This is a genomic window from Aeromonas sp. A04, assembly GCF_047780465.1.
GTDB lineage: Bacteria > Pseudomonadota > Gammaproteobacteria > Enterobacterales > Aeromonadaceae > Aeromonas > Aeromonas bestiarum.
On record NZ_JBLNHP010000004.1, the window covers coordinates 57,396 to 77,090 of the forward strand.

The 19,695-nt window shown below is 59.4% G+C and carries 17 protein-coding genes; 8 read left to right on the forward strand and 9 right to left on the reverse strand.

Annotation, left to right across the window (positions count from 1 at the left end):
• Positions 1-118: 118 nt before the first annotated feature.
• The 4 genes from ACM3N8_RS13770 (at position 119) to mutT (ending at position 5,478) form a co-directional block, all read left to right on the forward strand.
• Positions 119-1,024 (forward strand): M23 family metallopeptidase, encoded by a 906-nt coding sequence (locus ACM3N8_RS13770; RefSeq protein WP_042868002.1) that lies wholly within the window; start codon positions 119-121, stop codon positions 1,022-1,024.
• Positions 1,025-1,083: 59 nt separating this feature from the next.
• Positions 1,084-3,804, forward strand: coding sequence for a preprotein translocase subunit SecA (secA, locus tag ACM3N8_RS13775; protein WP_043139934.1), 2,721 nt, complete (start codon positions 1,084-1,086; stop codon positions 3,802-3,804).
• Between the two features lie 73 nt (positions 3,805-3,877).
• On the forward strand, positions 3,878-5,062 hold the full coding sequence (locus tag ACM3N8_RS13780; protein WP_416016232.1) for a tetratricopeptide repeat protein: 1,185 nt from the start codon (positions 3,878-3,880) through the stop codon (positions 5,060-5,062).
• An 8-nt stretch (positions 5,063-5,070) separates the two neighbouring features.
• Complete coding sequence (gene mutT, locus ACM3N8_RS13785; protein WP_098981871.1) at positions 5,071-5,478, forward strand: 8-oxo-dGTP diphosphatase MutT; 408 nt, start codon at positions 5,071-5,073, stop codon at positions 5,476-5,478.
• A gap of 89 nt (positions 5,479-5,567) precedes the next feature.
• Here the strand turns inward: mutT and yacG are convergent, their stop codons facing one another.
• From yacG to ACM3N8_RS13830, 9 genes are all read right to left on the reverse strand, one after another.
• Positions 5,568-5,762 carry a DNA gyrase inhibitor YacG gene (gene yacG, locus ACM3N8_RS13790; RefSeq protein WP_043139929.1) on the reverse strand — a complete coding sequence of 65 codons (195 nt, stop codon included), beginning with the start codon at positions 5,760-5,762 and terminating at the stop codon, positions 5,568-5,570.
• 9 nt (positions 5,763-5,771) lie between these two features.
• Entirely contained in the window at positions 5,772-6,494 is a 723-nt protein-coding gene (zapD, locus tag ACM3N8_RS13795; protein WP_241325618.1) for a cell division protein ZapD, read from the reverse strand.
• Between the two features lie 37 nt (positions 6,495-6,531).
• Complete coding sequence (gene coaE, locus ACM3N8_RS13800) at positions 6,532-7,146, reverse strand: dephospho-CoA kinase (protein ID WP_290018445.1); 615 nt, start codon at positions 7,144-7,146, stop codon at positions 6,532-6,534.
• 18 nt (positions 7,147-7,164) lie between these two features.
• Positions 7,165-7,965, reverse strand: a complete 801-nt coding sequence (gene tapD / locus ACM3N8_RS13805) for a type IVa prepilin peptidase/methyltransferase TapD (protein WP_290018623.1) — start codon at positions 7,963-7,965, stop codon at positions 7,165-7,167.
• 94 nt (positions 7,966-8,059) lie between these two features.
• The gene (locus ACM3N8_RS13810) at positions 8,060-9,301 is read right to left on the reverse strand and encodes a type II secretion system F family protein (protein WP_103472092.1); all 1,242 of its coding nucleotides are present in this window, start codon (positions 9,299-9,301) and stop codon (positions 8,060-8,062) included.
• 132 nt (positions 9,302-9,433) lie between these two features.
• Entirely contained in the window at positions 9,434-11,140 is a 1,707-nt protein-coding gene (tapB, locus tag ACM3N8_RS13815; protein ID WP_103472093.1) for a PilB family type IVa pilus assembly ATPase TapB, read from the reverse strand.
• A 6-nt stretch (positions 11,141-11,146) separates the two neighbouring features.
• Positions 11,147-11,563, reverse strand: a complete 417-nt coding sequence (gene tapA / locus ACM3N8_RS13820; protein WP_098985023.1) for a type IVa pilus major pilin TapA — start codon at positions 11,561-11,563, stop codon at positions 11,147-11,149.
• Between the two features lie 321 nt (positions 11,564-11,884).
• Entirely contained in the window at positions 11,885-12,742 is an 858-nt protein-coding gene (gene nadC, locus ACM3N8_RS13825; RefSeq protein ID WP_241325616.1) for a carboxylating nicotinate-nucleotide diphosphorylase, read from the reverse strand.
• Between the two features lie 5 nt (positions 12,743-12,747).
• Positions 12,748-13,218 (reverse strand): TIGR02281 family clan AA aspartic protease, encoded by a 471-nt coding sequence (locus ACM3N8_RS13830; protein ID WP_290018446.1) that lies wholly within the window; start codon positions 13,216-13,218, stop codon positions 12,748-12,750.
• Between the two features lie 139 nt (positions 13,219-13,357).
• On the opposite strand from ACM3N8_RS13830, the gene ampD reads away from it, so the two are divergent.
• From ampD to aceF, 4 genes are all read left to right on the forward strand, one after another.
• On the forward strand, positions 13,358-13,930 hold the full coding sequence (gene ampD / locus ACM3N8_RS13835; RefSeq protein ID WP_290018447.1) for a 1,6-anhydro-N-acetylmuramyl-L-alanine amidase AmpD: 573 nt from the start codon (positions 13,358-13,360) through the stop codon (positions 13,928-13,930).
• A gap of 276 nt (positions 13,931-14,206) precedes the next feature.
• A complete protein-coding gene (gene pdhR, locus ACM3N8_RS13840) occupies positions 14,207-14,971 on the forward strand; it encodes a pyruvate dehydrogenase complex transcriptional repressor PdhR (RefSeq protein WP_042039018.1) in 765 nt (254 codons plus the stop codon).
• Between the two features lie 68 nt (positions 14,972-15,039).
• Positions 15,040-17,700, forward strand: coding sequence for a pyruvate dehydrogenase (acetyl-transferring), homodimeric type (aceE, locus tag ACM3N8_RS13845; protein ID WP_042868032.1), 2,661 nt, complete (start codon positions 15,040-15,042; stop codon positions 17,698-17,700).
• Between the two features lie 85 nt (positions 17,701-17,785).
• Positions 17,786-19,678: a pyruvate dehydrogenase complex dihydrolipoyllysine-residue acetyltransferase gene (gene aceF, locus ACM3N8_RS13850; protein WP_290065780.1), complete on the forward strand. Its 1,893-nt coding sequence runs from the start codon at positions 17,786-17,788 to the stop codon at positions 19,676-19,678.
• Positions 19,679-19,695 lie beyond the last annotated feature (17 nt).

A 19,695-nucleotide genomic window follows, 5' to 3' on the forward strand; every position in this document is an offset into this window, starting at 1 on the left:
TCCTCTCTCCGCACCGACGTTCCGTCATTTGTTTACTCCATCCTTTAATACCGATTATCTCCCGGTTTTATTCCCCGTGTTGGCTCCTGGCCTCACCTGACCGAGCAGACTGATTTCTATGAGCATTACCCTGATCCTCAACGGCAAGCAGCGACGCAAGTTGCACTTACCCAAACAACGTCTGGCCTGGGTCGGCGGTATCCTCTTCACTGTATTGGCCCTGGGTGGTGGTTGGCTCTGGCAGAGCTGGCACCAGAAAATGGAGGCGCTGGAAGTCGCGCTGGCCATGGCCGAACAGCAAAAATCCACGCAAGGGGCCGATGAAGCCCGCGAACAGCTTGCCATGCTGGCTGCCCAGGTGGGCACCATGCAGGGGCAGCTGGGTCGTCTCAATGCGCTCGGCGAGCGGCTGACCGAGAAGGCAGACCTCGATCCCGAGGAGTTCAATTTCAAGGAGTTGCCCCCCATGGGCGGCCCTTCCTATGATGCGGATCTGGAAGTCAGCCTCAACGAGCTGCAGGATTCCATGAAGCATCTCAGCCAGCAGCTCAGCAGTCGTGAAGAGCAGCTGTCGGTACTTGAATCTTTCATCATGAATCACCATATAACCGATGCCGGTTTTATTTCCGGTTCGCCGGTCAAGCAGGAGCGAGTTTGGGTCTCATCTGGCTTCGGTGGTCGGGTCGATCCGTTCAACGGTCGCGCCAAGATGCATAAAGGGGTGGATTTCCGTGGCAAGCCCGGCACTCCCATCCTGGCCACAGGCCCGGGCATCGTCAGCTGGGCGGGCCGTCATCCGGAATTTGGCAACATGGTGGAGATCAACCATGGCAATGGTTTGGTGACCCGCTATGCCCACAACTCCAAGTTGCTGGTCGAAGTGGGCACCCTGGTCGATGAGGGCCAGAAGATTGCCTTGATGGGACGCACCGGTCGCGCGACCGGGGTCCATTTGCATTACGAAGTGTTGAAAGACGGTCGTCAGGTCAACCCCGCACGCTTTCTTAACGCCAGACGGGGTTAGGTTTTTTTCTCCAGGTTCCAGTGACGGAACACTTATATAACCAGAAATAGTTGGTACCCATGATTAGCACACTGCTCACCAAAATTATCGGCAGCCGGAACGACAGAACGCTCAAGGCTTTGCGCAAAATTGTAAAACAGATCAATGCGATGGAGCCTCAGTTCGAGGCCCTGTCCGATCAGGAGTTGCAGGCCAAGACAGCTGAATATCGTCAGCGTCTGGAGCAGGGTGAGACGCTGGAGCAGTTGCTGCCGGAAGCGTTCGCCACCGTGCGTGAAGCCTCCCGCCGGGTGTTTGGCATGCGTCACTTCGACGTGCAGCTGATCGGTGGCATGGTGCTGAACTCCAACCGCATCGCCGAGATGAAGACTGGTGAAGGTAAGACCCTCACCGCGACCCTGCCGGCCTACCTGAATGCCCTGAGCGGTCGCGGTGTGCACGTGGTGACGGTGAACGACTATCTGGCCAAGCGTGATGCCGAGGCGAACCGCCCCCTGTTCACCTTCCTCGGTATGACGGTCGACTGCAACGTGCCCGGCATGGATGCGTCCCAGAAGCGTGACGCCTACGCCGCCGACATCACCTACGGTACCAACAACGAATTCGGTTTCGATTACCTGCGCGACAACATGGCGTTTTCGCCGGAACAGCGCGTGCAGCGTCCGCTCAACTACGCGCTGGTGGATGAGGTGGATTCCGTGCTCATCGATGAAGCCCGTACCCCGCTCATCATCTCCGGTCCGGCCGAAGACAGCTCAGCCCTCTATATCCAGGTCAACAAGCTGATCCCCGAGCTGATCAAGCAGGACAAGGAAGACACAGAGGAGTACACGGGTGAAGGCCACTACACGGTCGACGAGAAGAACCGTCAGGCCCTGTTGACCGAAAACGGCCAGATCTTCGTGGAAGAGCTGCTCAAGCGAGAGGGGCTGCTGGCAGAAGAGGACTCCCTGTTCTCCGCCACCAACATCAGCCTGCTGCACCACGTCAACGCCGGTCTGCGCGCCCACACCCTGTTTGAGCGCAACGTCGACTACATAGTGCAAAAAGACGAGATCGTCATCGTCGACGAACACACGGGCCGCACCATGCCGGGCCGTCGCTGGTCCGATGGTCTGCACCAGGCCGTCGAGGCGAAGGAAGGGGTCAAGATCCAGAACGAAAACCAGACTCTGGCCTCCATCACCTTCCAGAACTACTTCCGTCTCTATGACAAACTGGCGGGCATGACGGGTACTGCGGATACCGAAGCCTTTGAATTCCAGCAGATTTATGGCCTGGATACAGTCGTTATCCCGACCAACAAGCCGATGGTGCGCAAAGACATGGGCGATCTGGTCTATCTGACCGCCAATGAGAAATACGCCGCCATCATCGAAGATATCCGTCAGTGCGTGGCCAAGGGCCAGCCGGTACTGGTCGGTACCGTCTCCATCGAGAACTCGGAGCTGCTCTCCGGCATCCTGACCAAGGAAGAGATCCCGCACAAGGTGCTGAACGCCAAGTTCCACGCCATGGAAGCTGAGATAGTCGCTCAGGCGGGTCAACTCGGCGCAGTCACCATTGCCACCAACATGGCCGGTCGTGGTACCGACATAGTGCTGGGTGGCAACTGGCAGGCGGAGATTGCCCAGCTGGAGAATCCGAGTGACGAGCAGATCAGCGAAATCAAGGCCGCCTGGCAGATCCGCCACGATGCCGTGCTGGCTGCCGGTGGCTTGCACATCATAGGTACCGAGCGCCACGAATCCCGTCGCATCGACAACCAGTTGCGCGGTCGTTCCGGTCGTCAGGGTGACCCGGGTTCCTCCCGCTTCTATCTCTCCATGGAAGATACCCTGATGCGGATCTTCGCCTCCGATCGCGTGACCGGCATGATGAAGAAGCTGGGCATGGAAGAGGGCGAAGCCATCGAGCACCCCTGGGTGACCAAGGCCATCGAAAACGCCCAGCGCAAGGTGGAGGGTCGCAACTTCGACATCCGCAAGAGCCTGCTCGAGTTTGATGACGTGGCCAATGACCAGCGCAAGGTGGTCTATGAGCAGCGCAACGAGCTGCTGGACACCAACGACATCTCCGACACCATTCACGTCATCCGTGACGACGTCTACGGCGCCGTGATCGACGAGTACATTCCGCCCCAGTCTCTGGAAGAGATGTGGGATGTACCGGGTCTGGAAGCGCGCCTGAAGGCCGACTTCGCGCTGGATCTGCCGCTGCAGCAGTGGCTGGCGGAAGATGACAAGTTGTATGAAGAGAAGCTGCGCGAGCGCATTCTGGAAGAGGCCACCAAGCTCTATGCCCACAAGCAGGAGATGGTCGGTATCGATGTGCTGCGCAATTTCGAGAAAGCCGTGATGCTGCAAACCCTGGATGGCCTGTGGAAGGAGCATCTGGCGGCCATGGATCACCTGCGTCAGGGCATCCATCTGCGCGGTTACGCCCAGAAGAACCCCAAGCAGGAGTACAAGCGCGAATCCTTCGATCTGTTCACCCAGATGCTGGAAACCCTCAAGCGCGACGTGGTCAGCATACTGAGCCGGGTACAGGTGCAGGGACGTGATGTGGAGGCGCTGGAAGAACAGCAGCGTCAACAGGCGGAAGCCGCTCCCCACACTTATACCCATGCCGCCGCAGAGAGCCAGCTGGCCGATGAAGAGGCCGCTGCCGAAGAGGGTCACACCACCTTCGTGCGAGACGAGCAGAAGGTCGGGCGCAACGATCCCTGCCCCTGCGGCTCCGGCAAGAAATACAAGCACTGCCACGGTCAGTTGACCTGATCTGTCAGTGACGCTGAATGCACCGCCTCCGGGCGGTGCATTCATTTAAGGGCGGCAAAAGGAGAGGGAGTGGATGAACAAGATGCCGACAGGATGGGATGCCGGTGCCCATGAGTGCTGGCTCGGAGGCCAGCGACAGGCGGCGATCCAGCAGTTGCTGGTGCGACTGAACGGTGCCGCCGTCAAACCTGTGGCATGGCAGCTGCAGTTTGCCTATTACCTCTTCCTGTGTAATGACCCGGCTTCTGCCGCGCAAGTGCTGGAGATGGCGCACCAGATGGCACCCGAGAATGACGAGGTGCTGCGCAATCTCTGCATCAGTCTGTCGCGCTCGGGACAATATGAACGTGCGGTCGAGAGGCTGCAGATCCTGCTGGTGCGAGCGCCGTCGGATTTTCATGCGCTGGACGCGCTCTGCGCCTCGCTGGCCAAGCTGGGACGTCATGCCGAGGCGGCTGTGGCAGGCACCAGAGCGCTGACCCTGAAAGATTGCGCGGCCCGATATCAGCCCGAGGGCTGGTCGCTGCCCGACGATGAGCCGGAAACCTGGCTGGCAAGCCGCGAAGGCAAGCAGGATGTCATCGCCTTCTCCCTGTGGGGCAAGGCGCCTCGCTATCTTCGAGGGGCTGTCGACAACGTGCTGGCGGCCACCTATCTCTATCCCGGGTGGCGCGTGCGCTTCTATGTGGATGAAAGCGTGCCGTCGGCACTGGTGGCTTGTCTGCGGGAGCTGGGGGCCGAGGTGCTGGTGCAAGTGTCCGGTCAATCTCAGCGTCAGCGTCTGTGCTGGCGCTTCCAGGTGGCCAACGATCCGCGGGTCGGTCGCTTCCTGGTGCGGGATGTGGATTCAGTGCTGAGCGTGCGAGAGCGCGTTGCCGTCGATGACTGGCTTGCATCGGGGAGCTGGTTTCATATCATGCGGGACTGGTGGAGCCATACCGATCTGGTATTGGCGGGCATGTGGGGGGGAATCGCCGGCGTTCTGCCGCCGTTGACCCCCTTGCTCAACGCCTATCAACCCGAGGCGATGGAAACGCCGAACATAGATCAATGGTTTCTGCGCGATACGCTTTGGGGCTACCTGGCCCAAAGCTGTCTGGTTCATGATCGCTGCTTCACCCCGCCAGGGGCACTCCCTTGGCCGCGTCCCGCTCCCGATGGGAATGAGCATGTGGGGCAGGATATCTTTACGGCACAAGGGGAACGCCAGGCCCGCCGCTTGGCCCCCTGGATGACCAGGTTGCCGTGTTTACGTTGAGGACAATGATGGAACAGAAAAAACGGCTCTGGGTGGCGGTTGGCGTCATCGAGAATGAACGAGGCGACATCTTCATCGCCAAGCGCTCTTCAGACCGCCATCAGGGCGATCGCTGGGAGTTCCCGGGTGGCAAGGTGGAGGCGGGGGAAGACCTGCTCACCGCGCTGGACAGGGAGCTGTGGGAAGAGATTGGCATCCGGGTGCTGGATTGCGCCCCCTTCATGGAGCTGCACCACGACTACCCCGAGAAGCAGGTGTTGCTGGATATCTGGAAGGTGACCCGTTTCAGCGGCGAGCCGTTCGGCAAGGAGGGGCAGGAGTGTCTGTGGGTGCCGCTGGCGTCGCTGCATGAATACCGGTTCCCGGATGCCAACGGTCCTATCGTGGCGCGGCTGCAAGCCTCTCTGACCGCCTGATGCGGATTTGATATCTGTCGCTGAATCATTTGCGTGGATATGGCATATAAATTAAAAAAGGGCCTTGCGGGCCCTTTTTTGTGCGCGGCTCATTGCCACTGCTCACCCTCTTCCGGGTAAGGTAGCAGCTCCGGATTGATGGGGCCCGGGATGCGTTTCTCCTCATTGGCCCACTCTCCCAGATCGATTAGCTGGCAGCGTTTGCAACAGAAGGGCCGAAACGGGCTCTGGGGGCCCCACTCCAGCTCGGTTTTACAGGTCGGGCATTTTATCTTGGTGACCATTCTTGCTCCTTAGCAGCAGGCGAGCTGGAAGGGGACATCGCCAATCTGCTGCTCCGTGGTTGGCAGGAAGCGCAGGGCGAAACGGTTCTTGTGGCCGCTCAGCGTCGGATAGCACTGCTGGGCGCCTGGCAGGCGGATCCGGATCAGCTCGGCACTCTCGGCGGTATCCTGGAAGAAACCGTTGGTGGCGACCTGATCGCTGAAGTTGCCGGATTCGCGCCACAGCCGCAGCAGCAGGGAGATGGCATTCATCAGCAGGTTGATGTCGCTGAGCCACAGCTGCATCTGCTGATGGCGAGCGACAGCCGGGGTGCCGAGCCAGTGGTGCAGCTGCGGCACATCGAAGGCGCACAGACCGCCAGGGATGGAGAAGCGCTGGCGGATGGAGCCGAGCAGCCGATCTTCTTTCAGTCTGGCACCGGGACGCGGGGCACTGAGCAGGTTGCGCGAGAGCTGGGTGCTCTCCTGCTGCATCTGCTTGATCTGCTCCAGGTCGACATCCGGCAGGTTGGCCCAGTGGCTCAGACGCTGGCCTAGACGTTCCAGATCCTTGATGAGATCGGCACGCAGATCGCCACGTTCCAGCAGCTCCTGCAGATCGAACAGCCCCTTGAAGAAGGCGATGTGTGCCCAGGACTGGTCACTCTCCAGATTGTCGCGGATCTGGGAAAACAGGGACTCCAGACGAAGATAGGTCCGGCTTTTTTCATTGAGGGGGAAATCGTAAATCATGCCTAATCCTGGCCAGCCATAAACCGGCCTAGTGTACTCACACTTGGCTGGCTTGTTGAGAGGCAAATGCCATATATGTCTCGTGCAGCGCTAAAATACGCGGCTTTATGGTCTCGGGTGCGCCATTTTTGTTATCCAGCACGTCATCGGCTGCTGCGAGCCGTTCCGCACGACTCGCCTGGGCAGCCAGAATGGCCTGCGCCTGCTCTCGGCTCACGCCGTCCCGACGGCAGGTTCGCTCAATCTGGGTCGCTTCGTCCACGTCGATCGCCAGCACCCGGTTGGCAAGGCCGGTGAGCTTGTTCTCCACCAGCAGCGGCACCACCAGCAGACAATAGGGGGAGCGGGTGGCGGCGCACCGGCGCAGCATCTCCTGGCGGATCAGGGGGTGGAGCAGGGCATTGAGCCAGACCTTGGCGTCCGGGTCGCTGAATACCCGCTCCCGCAGGCCGCGTCGATCGAGCTGGCCATCAGAGGCGATGACATCCGGGCCAAAATGGGCCGCGATGGCGGCAAGGGCCGGGGCGCCGGGTTCCACGACTTCGCGAGCGATGACGTCCGCATCCACTACGTCTATGCCCAGCTCGGCAAATTGATTGGCTATGGTGGTTTTACCGCTGCCGATGCCACCTGTGATTGCAACTACATACATGGGTCAGCACACCCTTTTTCAGAGGAAAGTCGTGAGATACCAGCGGGTGATGCTATCGCCCCACAGCAGCGCAATCCAGCCCGCGATGGCGAGATAGGGGCCAAAGGGAATGGGTTTGCTCTGATGGTGATTGCGCAACAGGATCAGGCCTATGCCCATGAAGGCGCCGACCAGGGAGGAGAGCAACAGCACTATGGGCAGCGCCTGCCAGCCTAGCCAGGCCCCCAGCGCGGCCAGCAGCTTGAAGTCGCCATAGCCCATGCCCTCCTTGCCGGTGAGCAGCTTGAAGGCCCAATAGAGGCTCCATAGCACCAGATAACCGGCCATGGCGCCGATCACCGCATCGCCAAGCGATACAAAACCGCCCAGCAAATTGAACAGCAGCCCGCCCCACAGCAGGGGCAGGGTGAGCTGGTCCGGCAGCAGCATCTTGTCGAGATCGATGAAGGTGAGTGCCATCAGTACCCAGGTCAGCAGCAGGGCCGCCAACGTGCCCCAGCCCGGTGTGAGTGTCATGGCAACGGCTACCGAGAGCAGCGCCGTCAGCAGCTCGACCAGCGGATAGCGGGCCGATATGGGAGCCTGGCAGCCTCGGCAGCGACCCCTGAGCCAGAGCCAGCTTAGCAGGGGGATGTTTTCCAGTGCCGTGATGGGGTGATTGCAGTGGGGGCAGCAGGATCGCGGCACCATCAGGTTGTAGAGTGGCTCGTCGACCCCCTCGTCATCAGGGTTGAAGTAGCTGCGATATTCGGCTTGCCATTCCCGTTCCAGCATGATGGGCAGGCGATGGATCACCACGTTGAGAAAACTGCCGATCATCAGGGAAAAGAGAAATACCAGCGAGAAATAGAGCCAGGGTAGGCTATGGAATATATCGGTGAGCAGCAACGTTAGATCTCGAATTTGTAAAGGGTCAGTGAATAACTGACCCTAGCTTGAAGATAGGCAAGTACATGGCCACGACCATGCCGCCAACCAGCACCCCCAGCACCACCATGATGAGAGGCTCGAGCAAGCTGGTTAGGCCGTCAACCAGATCGTCCACCTCCTGTTCGAAGATGGTAGCGACCTTGGAGAGCATATCATCGATGGCGCCGGACTCCTCGCCGATCATCACCATCTGGATCACCATGTCGGGGAAGAGATCCACAGTGCGCATGGCCACGTTGATCTGCATGCCGGCGACCACCTCGTTGCGAATGGCCATGACGGCGGTGCGATAGACATAGTTGCCGGAGGCACCGGCGGCCGAGATCAGCGCATCCACCAGCGGGATACCGGCAGAGAAGGTAGTGGAGAGGGTTCGGGCAAAGCGGGCCATGGCCGCCTTGTGCAGTATCATGCCGACCACGGGTATGGTGAGAATGAATTTGTCGGTGTTGTCTTTGACCTTTTGGGAGGCGCGCCATGCGCGTACATAGAGGAAAATGGCGAGCGCTGTGCCGCCAAAGACGACGTACCACCAATTCTGCATGAAGCGGGAGATACCGATGACAAACTGGGTGAAGATGGGCAGTTCTGCGCCGAAGCTCTTGAAGATATCTTCAAACTGCGGGATGACGAACAGCAACAGTATGGAGGTGACAACGATGGCGACCAGCATGACCATGGCTGGATAGAACATCGCCTTCTTGATCTTGGACTTGAGCGCTTCCGACTTTTCCCGATAGGTGGCGATGCGGTCATAGATGGTCTCCAGCGCACCGGATTGCTCCCCCGCTTCCACCAGATCGCAGTAGAGATCGTCAAAGTGTCGGGGGTGGCGGCGCAGCGCCTCGGACATGGGGGTGCCGGTTTCCACGTCGGCGGCAATCTGCCCCATGAGTTCACGCATCGCGGCTTTTTCGTGGCTGCGGGCTATGATCTGCAGGCTCTGCACCAGAGGAACGCCAGCGGTAAGCATTGTGGTCATCTGGCGGGAGACGATGGCAATATCCATCGGCTTGATCTTGGCGCCGCCCTTGGAGAATAACCCCTGGCTCTTCTTGCTCACCTTGGTGACGTTGACGCCCTGCTTGCGCAGTTCCGCCTTGACCGTGTTGATACTGTCGGCCTGCAATTCACCGGAGACCTTCTGACCCTTGCGGTTCACTCCGCTCCAGCGGAAGGCGAAGACTTTCTTGGGGGCATTCTGTTTCTGCGTTAGCGTTGCCATCACTGCGTCCTGCAATTGGGCTCTGGTATCCCGCTCAATACCTTGCTATGCGGGTTGCCTTGGCCTGATGGAAATCCTCAGGGGCGCCGGCTTGGCGACACCTGGATGAATCAGCTCGATCGATATGCACTGTCAGTTGGTGGTCACCCGATTGATTTCTGCCAGGCTGGTCACTCCCAGACGAGCCTTCTCAAGGCCTGATATACGCAGAGTGCGCATCCCCTCTTTTTGAGCAATGGCCGCAATTTGCAGAGAGTTGGCACCTTGCATGATCAATTTTGCAATGTTTTCAGACATTAGCATGATTTCGTAGATACCGACCCGCCCTTTGTAGCCACCCGAGCAATCCTTGCACCCCACGGGTTTGAACAGGCGTAGTCCAGCTGCCAGCTGCTGCTGGGTGAATCCCAGCTCCAGCAGTTCGGCTTCGGGTACCACCTCGGCGGCCTTGCAATGATCGCACAGCTTGCGGGCGAGTCGCTGGGCCATGATCAGGGTCACCGAGGAGGCGATGTTGAAGGCGGGCACTCCCATGTTCATCATGCGGGTCAGGGTTTCGGCGGCCGAGTTGGTGTGCAGGGTGGAGAGCACCAAGTGGCCTGTCTGAGCGGCCTTGATGGCGATCTCGGCGGTTTCCAGATCCCGGATCTCCCCCACCATGACCACATCGGGATCCTGGCGAAGAAAGGAGCGCAGGGCACTGGCGAAGGTAAGCCCTGCCTTGGGGTTGACCTGTACCTGATTGACGCCTGGCAGGTTGATCTCCACCGGATCTTCGGCGGTGGAGATGTTCACCTCCGTGGTGTTGAGAATATTGAGACCGGTGTAGAGGGAGACCGTCTTACCCGAGCCGGTAGGGCCTGTCACCAAGATCATGCCCTGCGGCTTGGAGAGGGCACGCAGATATTGGGCCTTCTGCCGGTCGTCGAAGCCGAGTTGCTCTATGTTGAGCCGCGCCGCCGAGGAGTCCAGCAAGCGGATGACTATCTTCTCTCCCCACATGGTGGGCAGGGTGTTGACCCGCATGTCCATGGACTTGTTGCGGGACAGTTTCAGCTTGATGCGGCCATCCTGCGGCAGCCGCCGCTCTGCGATGTCGAGCCGTGCCATGACCTTGAGGCGGGCGGAGAAGCGGTTGGCCAGATTGACCGGTGGCGTCGCGATTTCGTGCAATATGCCGTCGATCCGAAAGCGGATGCGGTATTTGGTCTCATAGGGCTCGAAGTGCAGATCGGATGCGCCACGTTTGATGGCATCCATCATGATTTTATTGATGTATTTTACGATGGGGGCGTCGTCGTCGGTGGTGTTGACGCTCTCATCGAGTCGTGAGTTTTCGTCCGAGACTTCCAGCTCAGAGATCTCGGACTCGTCGATGTCCTCCATGCCGAGGGCATCCTGATCGCTCTCCAACAGCTTGCCGATGGCGGTCGTCAGCTTGTTCTCTTCGACCAGCAGCGCCTCGGTATGCAGCCCGAAGCTGAAGCCGAAATCCTCCAGCGCCGAGACGTTGGTCGGATCCGACATGGCGATATAGAGGGTATGGCCCTGGGTATAGATGGGCAGCACATGGTGTTTCTCAATCAGCTTCTGATTGAGGTATTTCTGCGGGATCTCGGCCAGGTCGAAGGCGGCAAGATCCAGCAGAGGTACCCCATACTCCAGCTCGCAGAAATCCGCCAGCGCCTTGCTGTCGAGGATCTCGTTCTCTATCAGAAAGGTCACAAAGGGCTTGCGCTGGGCCTTGGCTTGGCTCAGGTAGCGCTGTGAGTCGGACTCACTGAGCAGGGAAGAAGCGGCCAGGCTTAACGCCAGGCCGCTATTGGGGCTAGATGTCATGCTAAATTAGCAAACACCAGCAGCAATACAGGTTGAACTACTGACCACTGCCCATGTCACCTGACCATTAGTACCGCTGCCATCGAGGATATATGTAAAGGCCACCGGCGCAGCCCCTGTTGCTGTAATTCGGGCGGCACTAGCTGCACCCGCTCCTACCGTGACACTAGTTACAAATCCACTTGCTCCTGCAGCGGATGGCACTCCACCACCGCTATTTTGGTCACATAAAGACATATCTCCACCAGTCTGGTAGCACACTTCAATTGCGGTTTTGAAAGCACCTGTCGCGGATACAACCTCAGTAAACTTCGCTTTTTGGGTGTAAGTCTGATACGCCGGCAGTGCAATGGCCGCCAGGATGGCGACGATCGCGACCACGATCATCAATTCGATAAGGGTAAAGCCTGATTGTTTCTTCATGTCAAATATCCTTTTGTCCTTGGTTCCTGGGAAGTGCCGGTGGAAAACTATCCACACGTCAATATCTTATCCGAGCTGTCCGGCTTGGCAACAGAGGTTGTGGCCTTTGTTAACCACTTTTCTGTCATTTACTGATAACTTGATATAAATCATAGACAAAGAGTCTCTATCGACTCTTTTTAACTGGCGGGACTGGGTCCATCATCACACTCCTTTGCTGAGGGATCCTGCATAAAGAAAAGGCGCCCGTGGCGCCTTTTGCAAGTCCTTCATCTTGTTATATGTCACCGGCGTCATCCTGCGATTGTGACACCTCCCCGACTAGACAAAGCGCATCGAGAGATCCAGTGCCCGCACATGCTTGGTCAGCGCCCCGACCGAGATGAAATCGACGCCGGTGGCGGCATAATCTGCCAGCGTGTCCAGGGTGACATTGCCGGATACCTCCAGCTTGGCACGGCCCTGATTGAGGGCCACTGCGTCGTGCATCATGGGCATATCGAAGTTGTCCAGCATCACTATGTCGGCGCCGGCCAGCAGCGCCTGTTCCAGCTCGGCCAGGGATTCCACCTCCACCTCGACCGGTTTGCCCGGATTGAGGCTGCGCGCTGCGCTGATGGCCTCGCTTATGCCGCCGCAGGCGAGGATATGGTTCTCCTTGATGAGATAGGCATCGAACAGGCCGATTCTGTGGTTCTTGCCACCGCCGCAGGTCACGGCATATTTCTGGGCGCTGCGCAGCCCCGGCAGGGTCTTGCGGGTATCGAGCAGGCGGCAGTCGGTGCCCGTCAGTTCGGCCACGTAGCGGGCGGTGAGGGTGGCGACGCCGGAGAGCGTCTGTACGAAGTTCAGTGCGTTGCGCTCGCCGGTCAGCAGCACGCGGGCCGGGCCATGCAGGCGGAACAGCTCCTGATTGGGGGAGAGCAGTTCGCCATCCTGTACCAACCACTCCACTTTTACCTCGCCACCGAGCTGGACGAACACCTCATCCACCCAGGGCTGGCCACAGAATACGCCAGCCTCGCGGGTGATGACCCGGGCGCTGGCCAGGCGATCCGCCGGGATCAGCTGGGCCGTGATATCGGCGCTGGCATCCGGTTGGTCCAGCGTGGTGAGGGCTTGACCTAAGTCTTCGAGTAGTGCGGCGCGCACGGCGCGGCGGATGTCCTGTTGTAACATGCCTGTTATTCCTGCAAGGGTCTGAGAAGCAACTGTCTGTCTTTCTGGCGCAATTCCAGCCGGCCCAGGGCATTCATGCCCACCAGGATCTCGTCCCCATCGGCCGCCGGATTGATATAGATGGGCAAATCGTACAAGGTCAGCGGACCCATCACCAGCGTTTCAATCTGGCCGGTCTGCACCTGGATAGTGCCTGCTGCCGTGTTGACCAGGCTGTTGCCGTTGGGGCTCAGCCCGATGCGCTCGGCCACCTGACGTGGCACTGTGACCCGGGTTGCCCCCGTGTCCAGCAGCAGTTGCACCGATTGGCCGTTGATGGCACCCTCCAGTCGATAGTGGCCGCTGGCATCGGCCTTGAGCAGCAGTTCGCCGCTGGCGGTGACTGTGGGTTGCGAGCGGGCGTGAAAATAGAGGGTCAGCAGCCCCATCAGAGAGAGCCAGGCCAGCAACCAGAAGCGGCGTGCCATCGGGTGCATATCCTTTCCAGAGTTGAGCAGAAGATGGTCCAGCCTATCACAGTTGCCTGGGTGGATTGCGACGAGCCTGAGAGGTGGATCGCTTGGTTGCCCATCCGGCTTTATCTCATGCGTCATTCCATTGCAGATCGAGTAGATGATGACCCAACCTAAAACAGTTTTTTCCATTGATTCAGACGGTTGGTGTGAGCAGGCCCGCAAGGTGCCGTCACCGCACCACAACGAGCGAGCCAGTTTGGACGATATCTCCCTGCTGGTGGTACACGGCATCAGCCTGCCGCCGGGGGAGTTTGGCGGGCCCTGGATCGACGATCTCTTCATGGGACGGCTGGACCCCGAGGCGCACCCTTATTTCGCCGGCATTCATCAGTTGCGGGTCTCGGCCCACTGCCTGATCCGGCGGGACGGCGAGCTGGTGCAATACGTGCCGTTTGGCGCACGTGCCTGGCATGCCGGTATATCGAGCTGGGAGGGGAGGGAGGCCTGCAACGATTTTTCCATCGGCATCGAGCTGGAGGGAACCGATGAGCTGCCCTACAGCGATGCGCAATATGAGGTGCTGGTGGGGCTCAGTCGAACCATCTCCAGTCATTACCCTGCCATTACGGCACAACGAATTGTCGGCCATTGTGATATAGCGCCAGGGCGCAAGACGGATCCGGGTGGCAGTTTCGAATGGCAGCGATATCGAAAAGCGCTCAACTTTAAGTAAATATTCTAAAGATAAGTTAGTGTTTTTAAAATCAATGGCTTGCCTTTATGGCAGGCCATTTTTTCCTGCTGTTGATCAAATGTTGCCTGTGAGCCAGCTCAAAAATATTGGTCAGACCAATTTCTATGAGCTAAATCATAAATCCCTCTCTTTACCCCTTTAGTGGCAAGGCTGAACCTTGATTCAGATCATCTTTTGGGTGGACTTTTCCCAACTCCTCTGCTAATTTTCGCCCCATTCATGAAATTGGTAATACCAATTTAACAAAGTAGCCTCATGCCCTATCTCAAGATAACTCAACCCAAGCTGGCCGACGCCATCGTCGCCGAGCTGGAAAGCATGATTCTGGAAGGCAGTTTGCAGCCGGGCCAGAAGTTGCCGCCCGAGCGGGAACTCGCCATCCAGTTTCAGGTATCGCGCCCCTCCCTGCGCGAAGCCATCCAGCGCCTGGAAGCCAGAGGACTCTTGTATCGCCGTCAGGGCGGTGGCACTTACGTACAAAATGCCTTGAGCAAGGGGATCGCAGATCCCCTGTTCGAGCTGCTCAGCACCCACCCCGAAGCCCAGTATGACCTGCTGGAGTTTCGTCACGCGCTGGAAGGCATCTGTGCCTACTATGCTGCGTTGCGGGGGACGGAAGCCGATGCCGAGCGTATTCGTCAGGCGCAGTCCGCCATCGAGGAAGCCGGCCAGCAAGGTTCGCTGGTCACCGAATCCGCCGCCGTGACCCAGTTCTATCTGGCGGTGGCCGAGGCGTCCCACAACGTGGTGCTGCTGCACCTGTTGCGGGCCATGGGCCCCATGCTCGAGCAGAACATTTTACGCAATAACGAAATTTTGAATCGCCGTCCGGGAGTGGTAGCCAAGATCCGTCGTCATCGTGCGCATCTGATCGAGGCTATCCTGTCGGGGGCTCCGGAGCGGGCCAGGGCTGCTTGTCATGAGCACCTGGCCTTTATCGAGGACACCTTGTTGGATATGCAGAGGGAAGACAGCCGGATCCAGCGATCCATGCGTCGGATCCGTCAGCAGGAAAACTAATCCCACAAGGCTTTATTGTCGAATTCTTGCGCATCTTAACCGCCGTGCAATAACAATAGGAACCAGCCATGTCTGATATCCTGAAGAACGATGTGGACCCGATAGAAACGCTGGAGTGGCTTGCCTCTCTGGAATCCCTGCTGCGTGAAGAGGGTCCACAACGCGCTCAGTTCATTCTTGAACAGCTTGCCGAAAAAGCCCGCGTAAGCGGCGTGGACGTGGCTGCCAAGGCGAATCGCGACTACATCAACACCATCCCGTCCAGTGACGAACCGGCTTACCCGGGCGATCTGGAGATGGAACGTCGCATCCGCGCCATCATCCGCTGGAACGCCATGATGATAGTGCTGCGCGCCTCCAAGAAAGACCTGGACCTCGGCGGTCACATGTCTTCCTTCGCTTCTTCCGCGACCATCTACGAAGTCTGCTACAACCACTTCTTCCGCGCTCGCAGCGAGAAGGACGGTGGTGATCTGGTCTACTTCCAGGGTCACATCTCTCCGGGCATTTATGCCCGTGCGTTCGCTGAAGGTCGTCTGACCGCAGATCAGCTGGACAACTTCCGTCAGGAAGTGGACGGCAAGGGTATCCCTTCCTATCCGCACCCGAAACTGATGCCGGACTTCTGGCAGTTCCCGACCGTCTCCATGGGTCTGGGCCCCATCGCCGCCATCTATCAGGCTCGCTTCCTGAAGTACCTGACCGACCGTGGCATCAAGGATTGCTCCGAGCAGACCGTTTACGCCTTCCTGGGTGACGGCGAGATGGACGAGCCGGAAGCCAAGGGCGCCCTGACCGTTGCCGTGCGTGAAAAGCTCGACAACCTGGTGTTCGTGGTCAACTGCAACCTGCAGCGTCTGGACGGTCCGGTCGTGGGTAACGGCAAGGTCATCAACGAGCTGGAAGGTCTGTTTGCAGGCGCCGGCTGGGATGTCACCAAGGTTATCTGGGGTCGCAAGTGGGATGAGCTGCTGAAGAAAGACACTTCCGGCAAGCTGATCCAGCTGATGAACGAAACCGTGGACGGCGACTATCAGACCATGAAGTCCCGCGATGGCGGCTACGTGCGTGAGCACTTCTTCAACCGTTACCCGGAAACCGCCGCGCTGGTCAAAGACATGACCGACGAGGAGATCTTCGCCCTGAACCGCGGTGGTCACGACCCCCGTAAACTGTTCGCCGCCTTCTCCAAAGCCGCAGCGACCAAGGGCAAGCCGACTGTCATCCTGGCCAAGACCATCAAGGGTTACGGCATGGGCGAAGCGGCCGAAGGCAAGAACATCGCTCACCAGGTCAAGAAGATGGATCTGGGCTCTGTGCGTCACCTGCGCGATCGTTTCAACCTGCCGGTCACCGACGAGCAGCTGGAAGCGCTGCCGTACCTGAAGATCGAAGAGGGTACCGAAGAGCACAAGTACCTGCACGCCCGTCGTGCCGCACTCAAAGGCTATGTACCGACCCGTCTGCGTGAGACCACCACTCAGCTGGAAATTCCGGCGCTGGAGACCTTTGGTCCCCTGCTGGGCGAGCAGGCTCGCGAGATCTCCACCACAATGGCGTTCGTGCGTTCCCTGAATGTGCTGCTGAAAGACAAGTCCATCGGCAAGCGCATAGTACCGATCCTGGCTGACGAAGCCCGTACCTTCGGTATGGAAGGCCTGTTCCGCCAGATCGGCATCTACAGCCCGCACGGCCAGCAGTACACCCCGCAAGACCGCGACATCGTCTCCTACTACAAGGAAGACAAGCAGGGTCAGGTTCTGCAAGACGGTATCAACGAGCTGGGCGCCATGTCCTCCTGGCTGGCTGCTGCGACCTCTTACAGCACCAACGACTGCCCGATGATCCCGTTCTACATCTACTACTCCATGTTCGGCTTCCAGCGAGTCGGCGACATGGCGTGGGCAGCCGGTGACCAGCAAGCCCGTGGCTTCCTGCTGGGCGCGACCTCGGGTCGTACCACCCTCAACGGCGAAGGTCTGCAGCACGAAGATGGTCACAGCCATATCCTGGCGAACACCATCCCGAACTGCGTCTCCTATGACCCGTCCTACGCCTATGAAGTGGCGGTGATCGTGCAGGACGGTCTGCGTCGCATGTACGGTGAGAAGCCGGAGAACGTCTTCTACTACATCACTACCCTGAACGAGAACTACGCCATGCCGGCCATGCCGCAAGGCGCCGAGGAAGGTATCCGCAAGGGTATCTACAAGCTGGAAACCGTGGCCGGCAACAAGGCCAAGGTACAGCTGCTGGGTTGTGGTTCCATTCTGGGTCATGTGCGCACCGCCGCCCAGATCCTGGCCAGCGAATACGGCGTGGGTTCCGACGTGTTCAGCGTCACCTCCTTCAACGAACTGGCCCGTGACGGTCAGGACGTGGATCGCTGGAACATGCTGCACCCGACTGCTGAGGCTCGCGTGCCTTACATCGCCACCGTACTGGGTTCCGATGCCACCATAGCCGCGACCGACTACATGAAGTCCTTCGCCGATCAGGTGCGTGCCTTCGTACCGACCGAGAACTACCGCGTGCTGGGTACCGACGGTTACGGCCGTTCCGACAGCCGTGCCAACCTGCGTCGTCACTTCGAAGTGAACGAATTCTACGTGGTGGTTGCTGCCCTGACCGAACTGGCCAAGCGCGGCGAGATCGACAAGCAGGTTGTGGCCGATGCCATCACCAAGTACGGCATCGATGCCGACAAGGTCAACCCGCTGTACGCGTAAGAGGATCGAGTGCAGTGCCGGGACACATTGCCCGGCACTGCCTTGCAAAGGTTAACGCGACAGACGCGTAAGAGGATAAAGCACTATGTCCAAACAGATTATGGTTCCGGATATCGGCGCCGATGAAGTTGAAGTCACCGAGATCATGGTGGCCGTGGGTGACAAGGTCGAGCTCGACCAGTCCCTGATCGCCGTGGAAGGTGACAAAGCCTCCATGGAAGTCCCGGCTCCGGCTGCCGGTATCGTCAAAGAGATCCTGATCAAGGTGGGCGACAAGGTTGCCACCGGTTCCCAGATCATGATCTTCGAAGCGGAAGGCGCTGCCGCGCCGGCGCCGGTTCAAGCTGCCGCCCCGGTTGCCGCTGCTCCCGCCGCCCCTGTGGCCGCCGCTCGCAAAGACGTCCATGTCCCTGACATAGGTGACGACGAAGTGGACGTGACCGAGATCATGGTTGCCGTGGGCGACATGGTTGAAGCCGACCAGTCCATCATTGCCGTGGAAGGTGACAAGGCCTCCATGGAAGTACCGGCGCCGTTCGCGGGCCGCGTGGTCGAGATCAAGGTTGCCACCGGCGCCAAGGTTGCGACCGGTTCCCTGGTGATGGTATTTGAAGTGGCCGGTGCCGCTCCTGCCGCCGTTGCCGCGCCGGTTCAGGCTGCCGCTCCCGTGGCTGCTGCACCTATCGCTGCCGCCGCCGCCAAAGAGGTCAATGTACCCGACATCGGCGGTGACGAGGTCGAAGTGACCGAAATCATGGTCGCCGTGGGTGACAAGGTCGACGCCGACCAGTCCCTGATCGCGGTGGAAGGCGACAAGGCCTCCATGGAAGTGCCTGCACCGTTCGCCGGCATCGTCAAAGAGATCAAGGTGAAGGCGGGTGACAAGGTCTCCACCGGTTCCCTGATCATGGTATTCGAAGTGGCTGGCGCCGCTCCGGCCGCTGCCGCTCCGGTTGCTCAGGCCGCCGCCCCGGTCGCTGCTGCACCTGTTGCCGCGGCTCCGGCTCCGGTTGCCCAGGCTGCTGCCTCCTCCGACTTCGTTGCCAACGACGCCTACGTACACGCCGCCCCGGCCGTACGTCGCCTGGCCCGTGAGTTCGGTATCAACCTGGCCAAGGTGAAAGCCTCAGGTCGCAAGGGTCGCATCGTCAAAGAAGACGTGCAGGCCTATGTGAAGGATGCGGTCAAGCGTGCCGAGTCCGCCCCGGCTGCAGGTCAAGGTACTGGCAACGGCATGAGTGTCCTGCCGTGGCCCAAGGTTGACTTCAGCAAGTTCGGCCCGGTCGAAGAGCTGGAACTGACCCGGATCCAGAAGATCTCCGGTCCTGCCCTGCATCGCAACTGGGCCATGATCCCGCACGTTACCCAGTTCGACGAAGCCGATACCACGGATCTGGAAGCGTTCCGCAAAGAGCAGAACCTGCTGGCCGAGAAGCAGAAGCTGGATGTGAAGATCACCCCGCTGGTGTTCATCCTGAAAGCCGCCGCCAAGGCCCTGGAAGCACACCCACGCTTCTGCAGCGCCCTGTCCGAAGACGGCAGCAAGCTGATCATGAAGAAGTACATCCACATCGGTGTGGCGGTAGACACCCCGGGGGGCCTGGTGGTGCCTGTGGTGCGTGACGTCAACAAGAAGGGCATCTACGAGCTGTCTCGCGATCTGGCCGAGATCTCCAAGAAGGCCCGTGCCGGCAAGCTGACCGCTGCCGACATGCAGGGCGGTTGCTTCACCATCTCCAGCCTGGGTGGCATCGGCGGTACCAGCTTTACCCCGATCGTCAACGCGCCGGAAGTGGCCATCCTGGGCGTATCCAAGTCCGAGATGAAGCCGAAGTGGAATGGCAAGGAGTTCGTGCCGCGCCTGATGCTGCCGCTGGCCCTGAGCTATGACCACCGCGTCATCGATGGTGCCGATGGAGCCCGCTTCATCACCACCATGAGTGGCGTGCTGTCCGACATTCGTCGACTGGTCCTGTAAGTGAGAGGGCGGGCCCA

Bases quoted from the DNA above. Each gene is read 5' to 3' on its own strand.
- tapD (WP_290018623.1), bottom strand. From the start codon at position 7,965: ATGATCGGCAGTTTTCTCAACGTGGTGATCCATCGCCTGCCCATCATG.
- coaE (WP_290018445.1), bottom strand. From the start codon at position 7,146: ATGTATGTAGTTGCAATCACAGGTGGCATCGGCAGCGGTAAAACCACC.
- ampD (WP_290018447.1), top strand. From the start codon at position 13,358: ATGACCCAACCTAAAACAGTTTTTTCCATTGATTCAGACGGTTGGTGT.
- ACM3N8_RS13830 (WP_290018446.1), bottom strand. From the start codon at position 13,218: ATGCACCCGATGGCACGCCGCTTCTGGTTGCTGGCCTGGCTCTCTCTG.
- nadC (WP_241325616.1), bottom strand. From the start codon at position 12,742: ATGTTACAACAGGACATCCGCCGCGCCGTGCGCGCCGCACTACTCGAA.
- aceF (WP_290065780.1), top strand. From the start codon at position 17,786: ATGTCCAAACAGATTATGGTTCCGGATATCGGCGCCGATGAAGTTGAA.
- tapB (WP_103472093.1), bottom strand. From the start codon at position 11,140: ATGACATCTAGCCCCAATAGCGGCCTGGCGTTAAGCCTGGCCGCTTCT.
- zapD (WP_241325618.1), bottom strand. From the start codon at position 6,494: ATGATTTACGATTTCCCCCTCAATGAAAAAAGCCGGACCTATCTTCGT.
- pdhR (WP_042039018.1), top strand. From the start codon at position 14,207: ATGCCCTATCTCAAGATAACTCAACCCAAGCTGGCCGACGCCATCGTC.
- tapA (WP_098985023.1), bottom strand. From the start codon at position 11,563: ATGAAGAAACAATCAGGCTTTACCCTTATCGAATTGATGATCGTGGTC.
- ACM3N8_RS13770 (WP_042868002.1), top strand. From the start codon at position 119: ATGAGCATTACCCTGATCCTCAACGGCAAGCAGCGACGCAAGTTGCAC.
- aceE (WP_042868032.1), top strand. From the start codon at position 15,040: ATGTCTGATATCCTGAAGAACGATGTGGACCCGATAGAAACGCTGGAG.
- ACM3N8_RS13780 (WP_416016232.1), top strand. From the start codon at position 3,878: ATGAACAAGATGCCGACAGGATGGGATGCCGGTGCCCATGAGTGCTGG.
- mutT (WP_098981871.1), top strand. From the start codon at position 5,071: ATGGAACAGAAAAAACGGCTCTGGGTGGCGGTTGGCGTCATCGAGAAT.
- secA (WP_043139934.1), top strand. From the start codon at position 1,084: ATGATTAGCACACTGCTCACCAAAATTATCGGCAGCCGGAACGACAGA.
- yacG (WP_043139929.1), bottom strand. From the start codon at position 5,762: ATGGTCACCAAGATAAAATGCCCGACCTGTAAAACCGAGCTGGAGTGG.
- ACM3N8_RS13810 (WP_103472092.1), bottom strand. From the start codon at position 9,301: ATGGCAACGCTAACGCAGAAACAGAATGCCCCCAAGAAAGTCTTCGCC.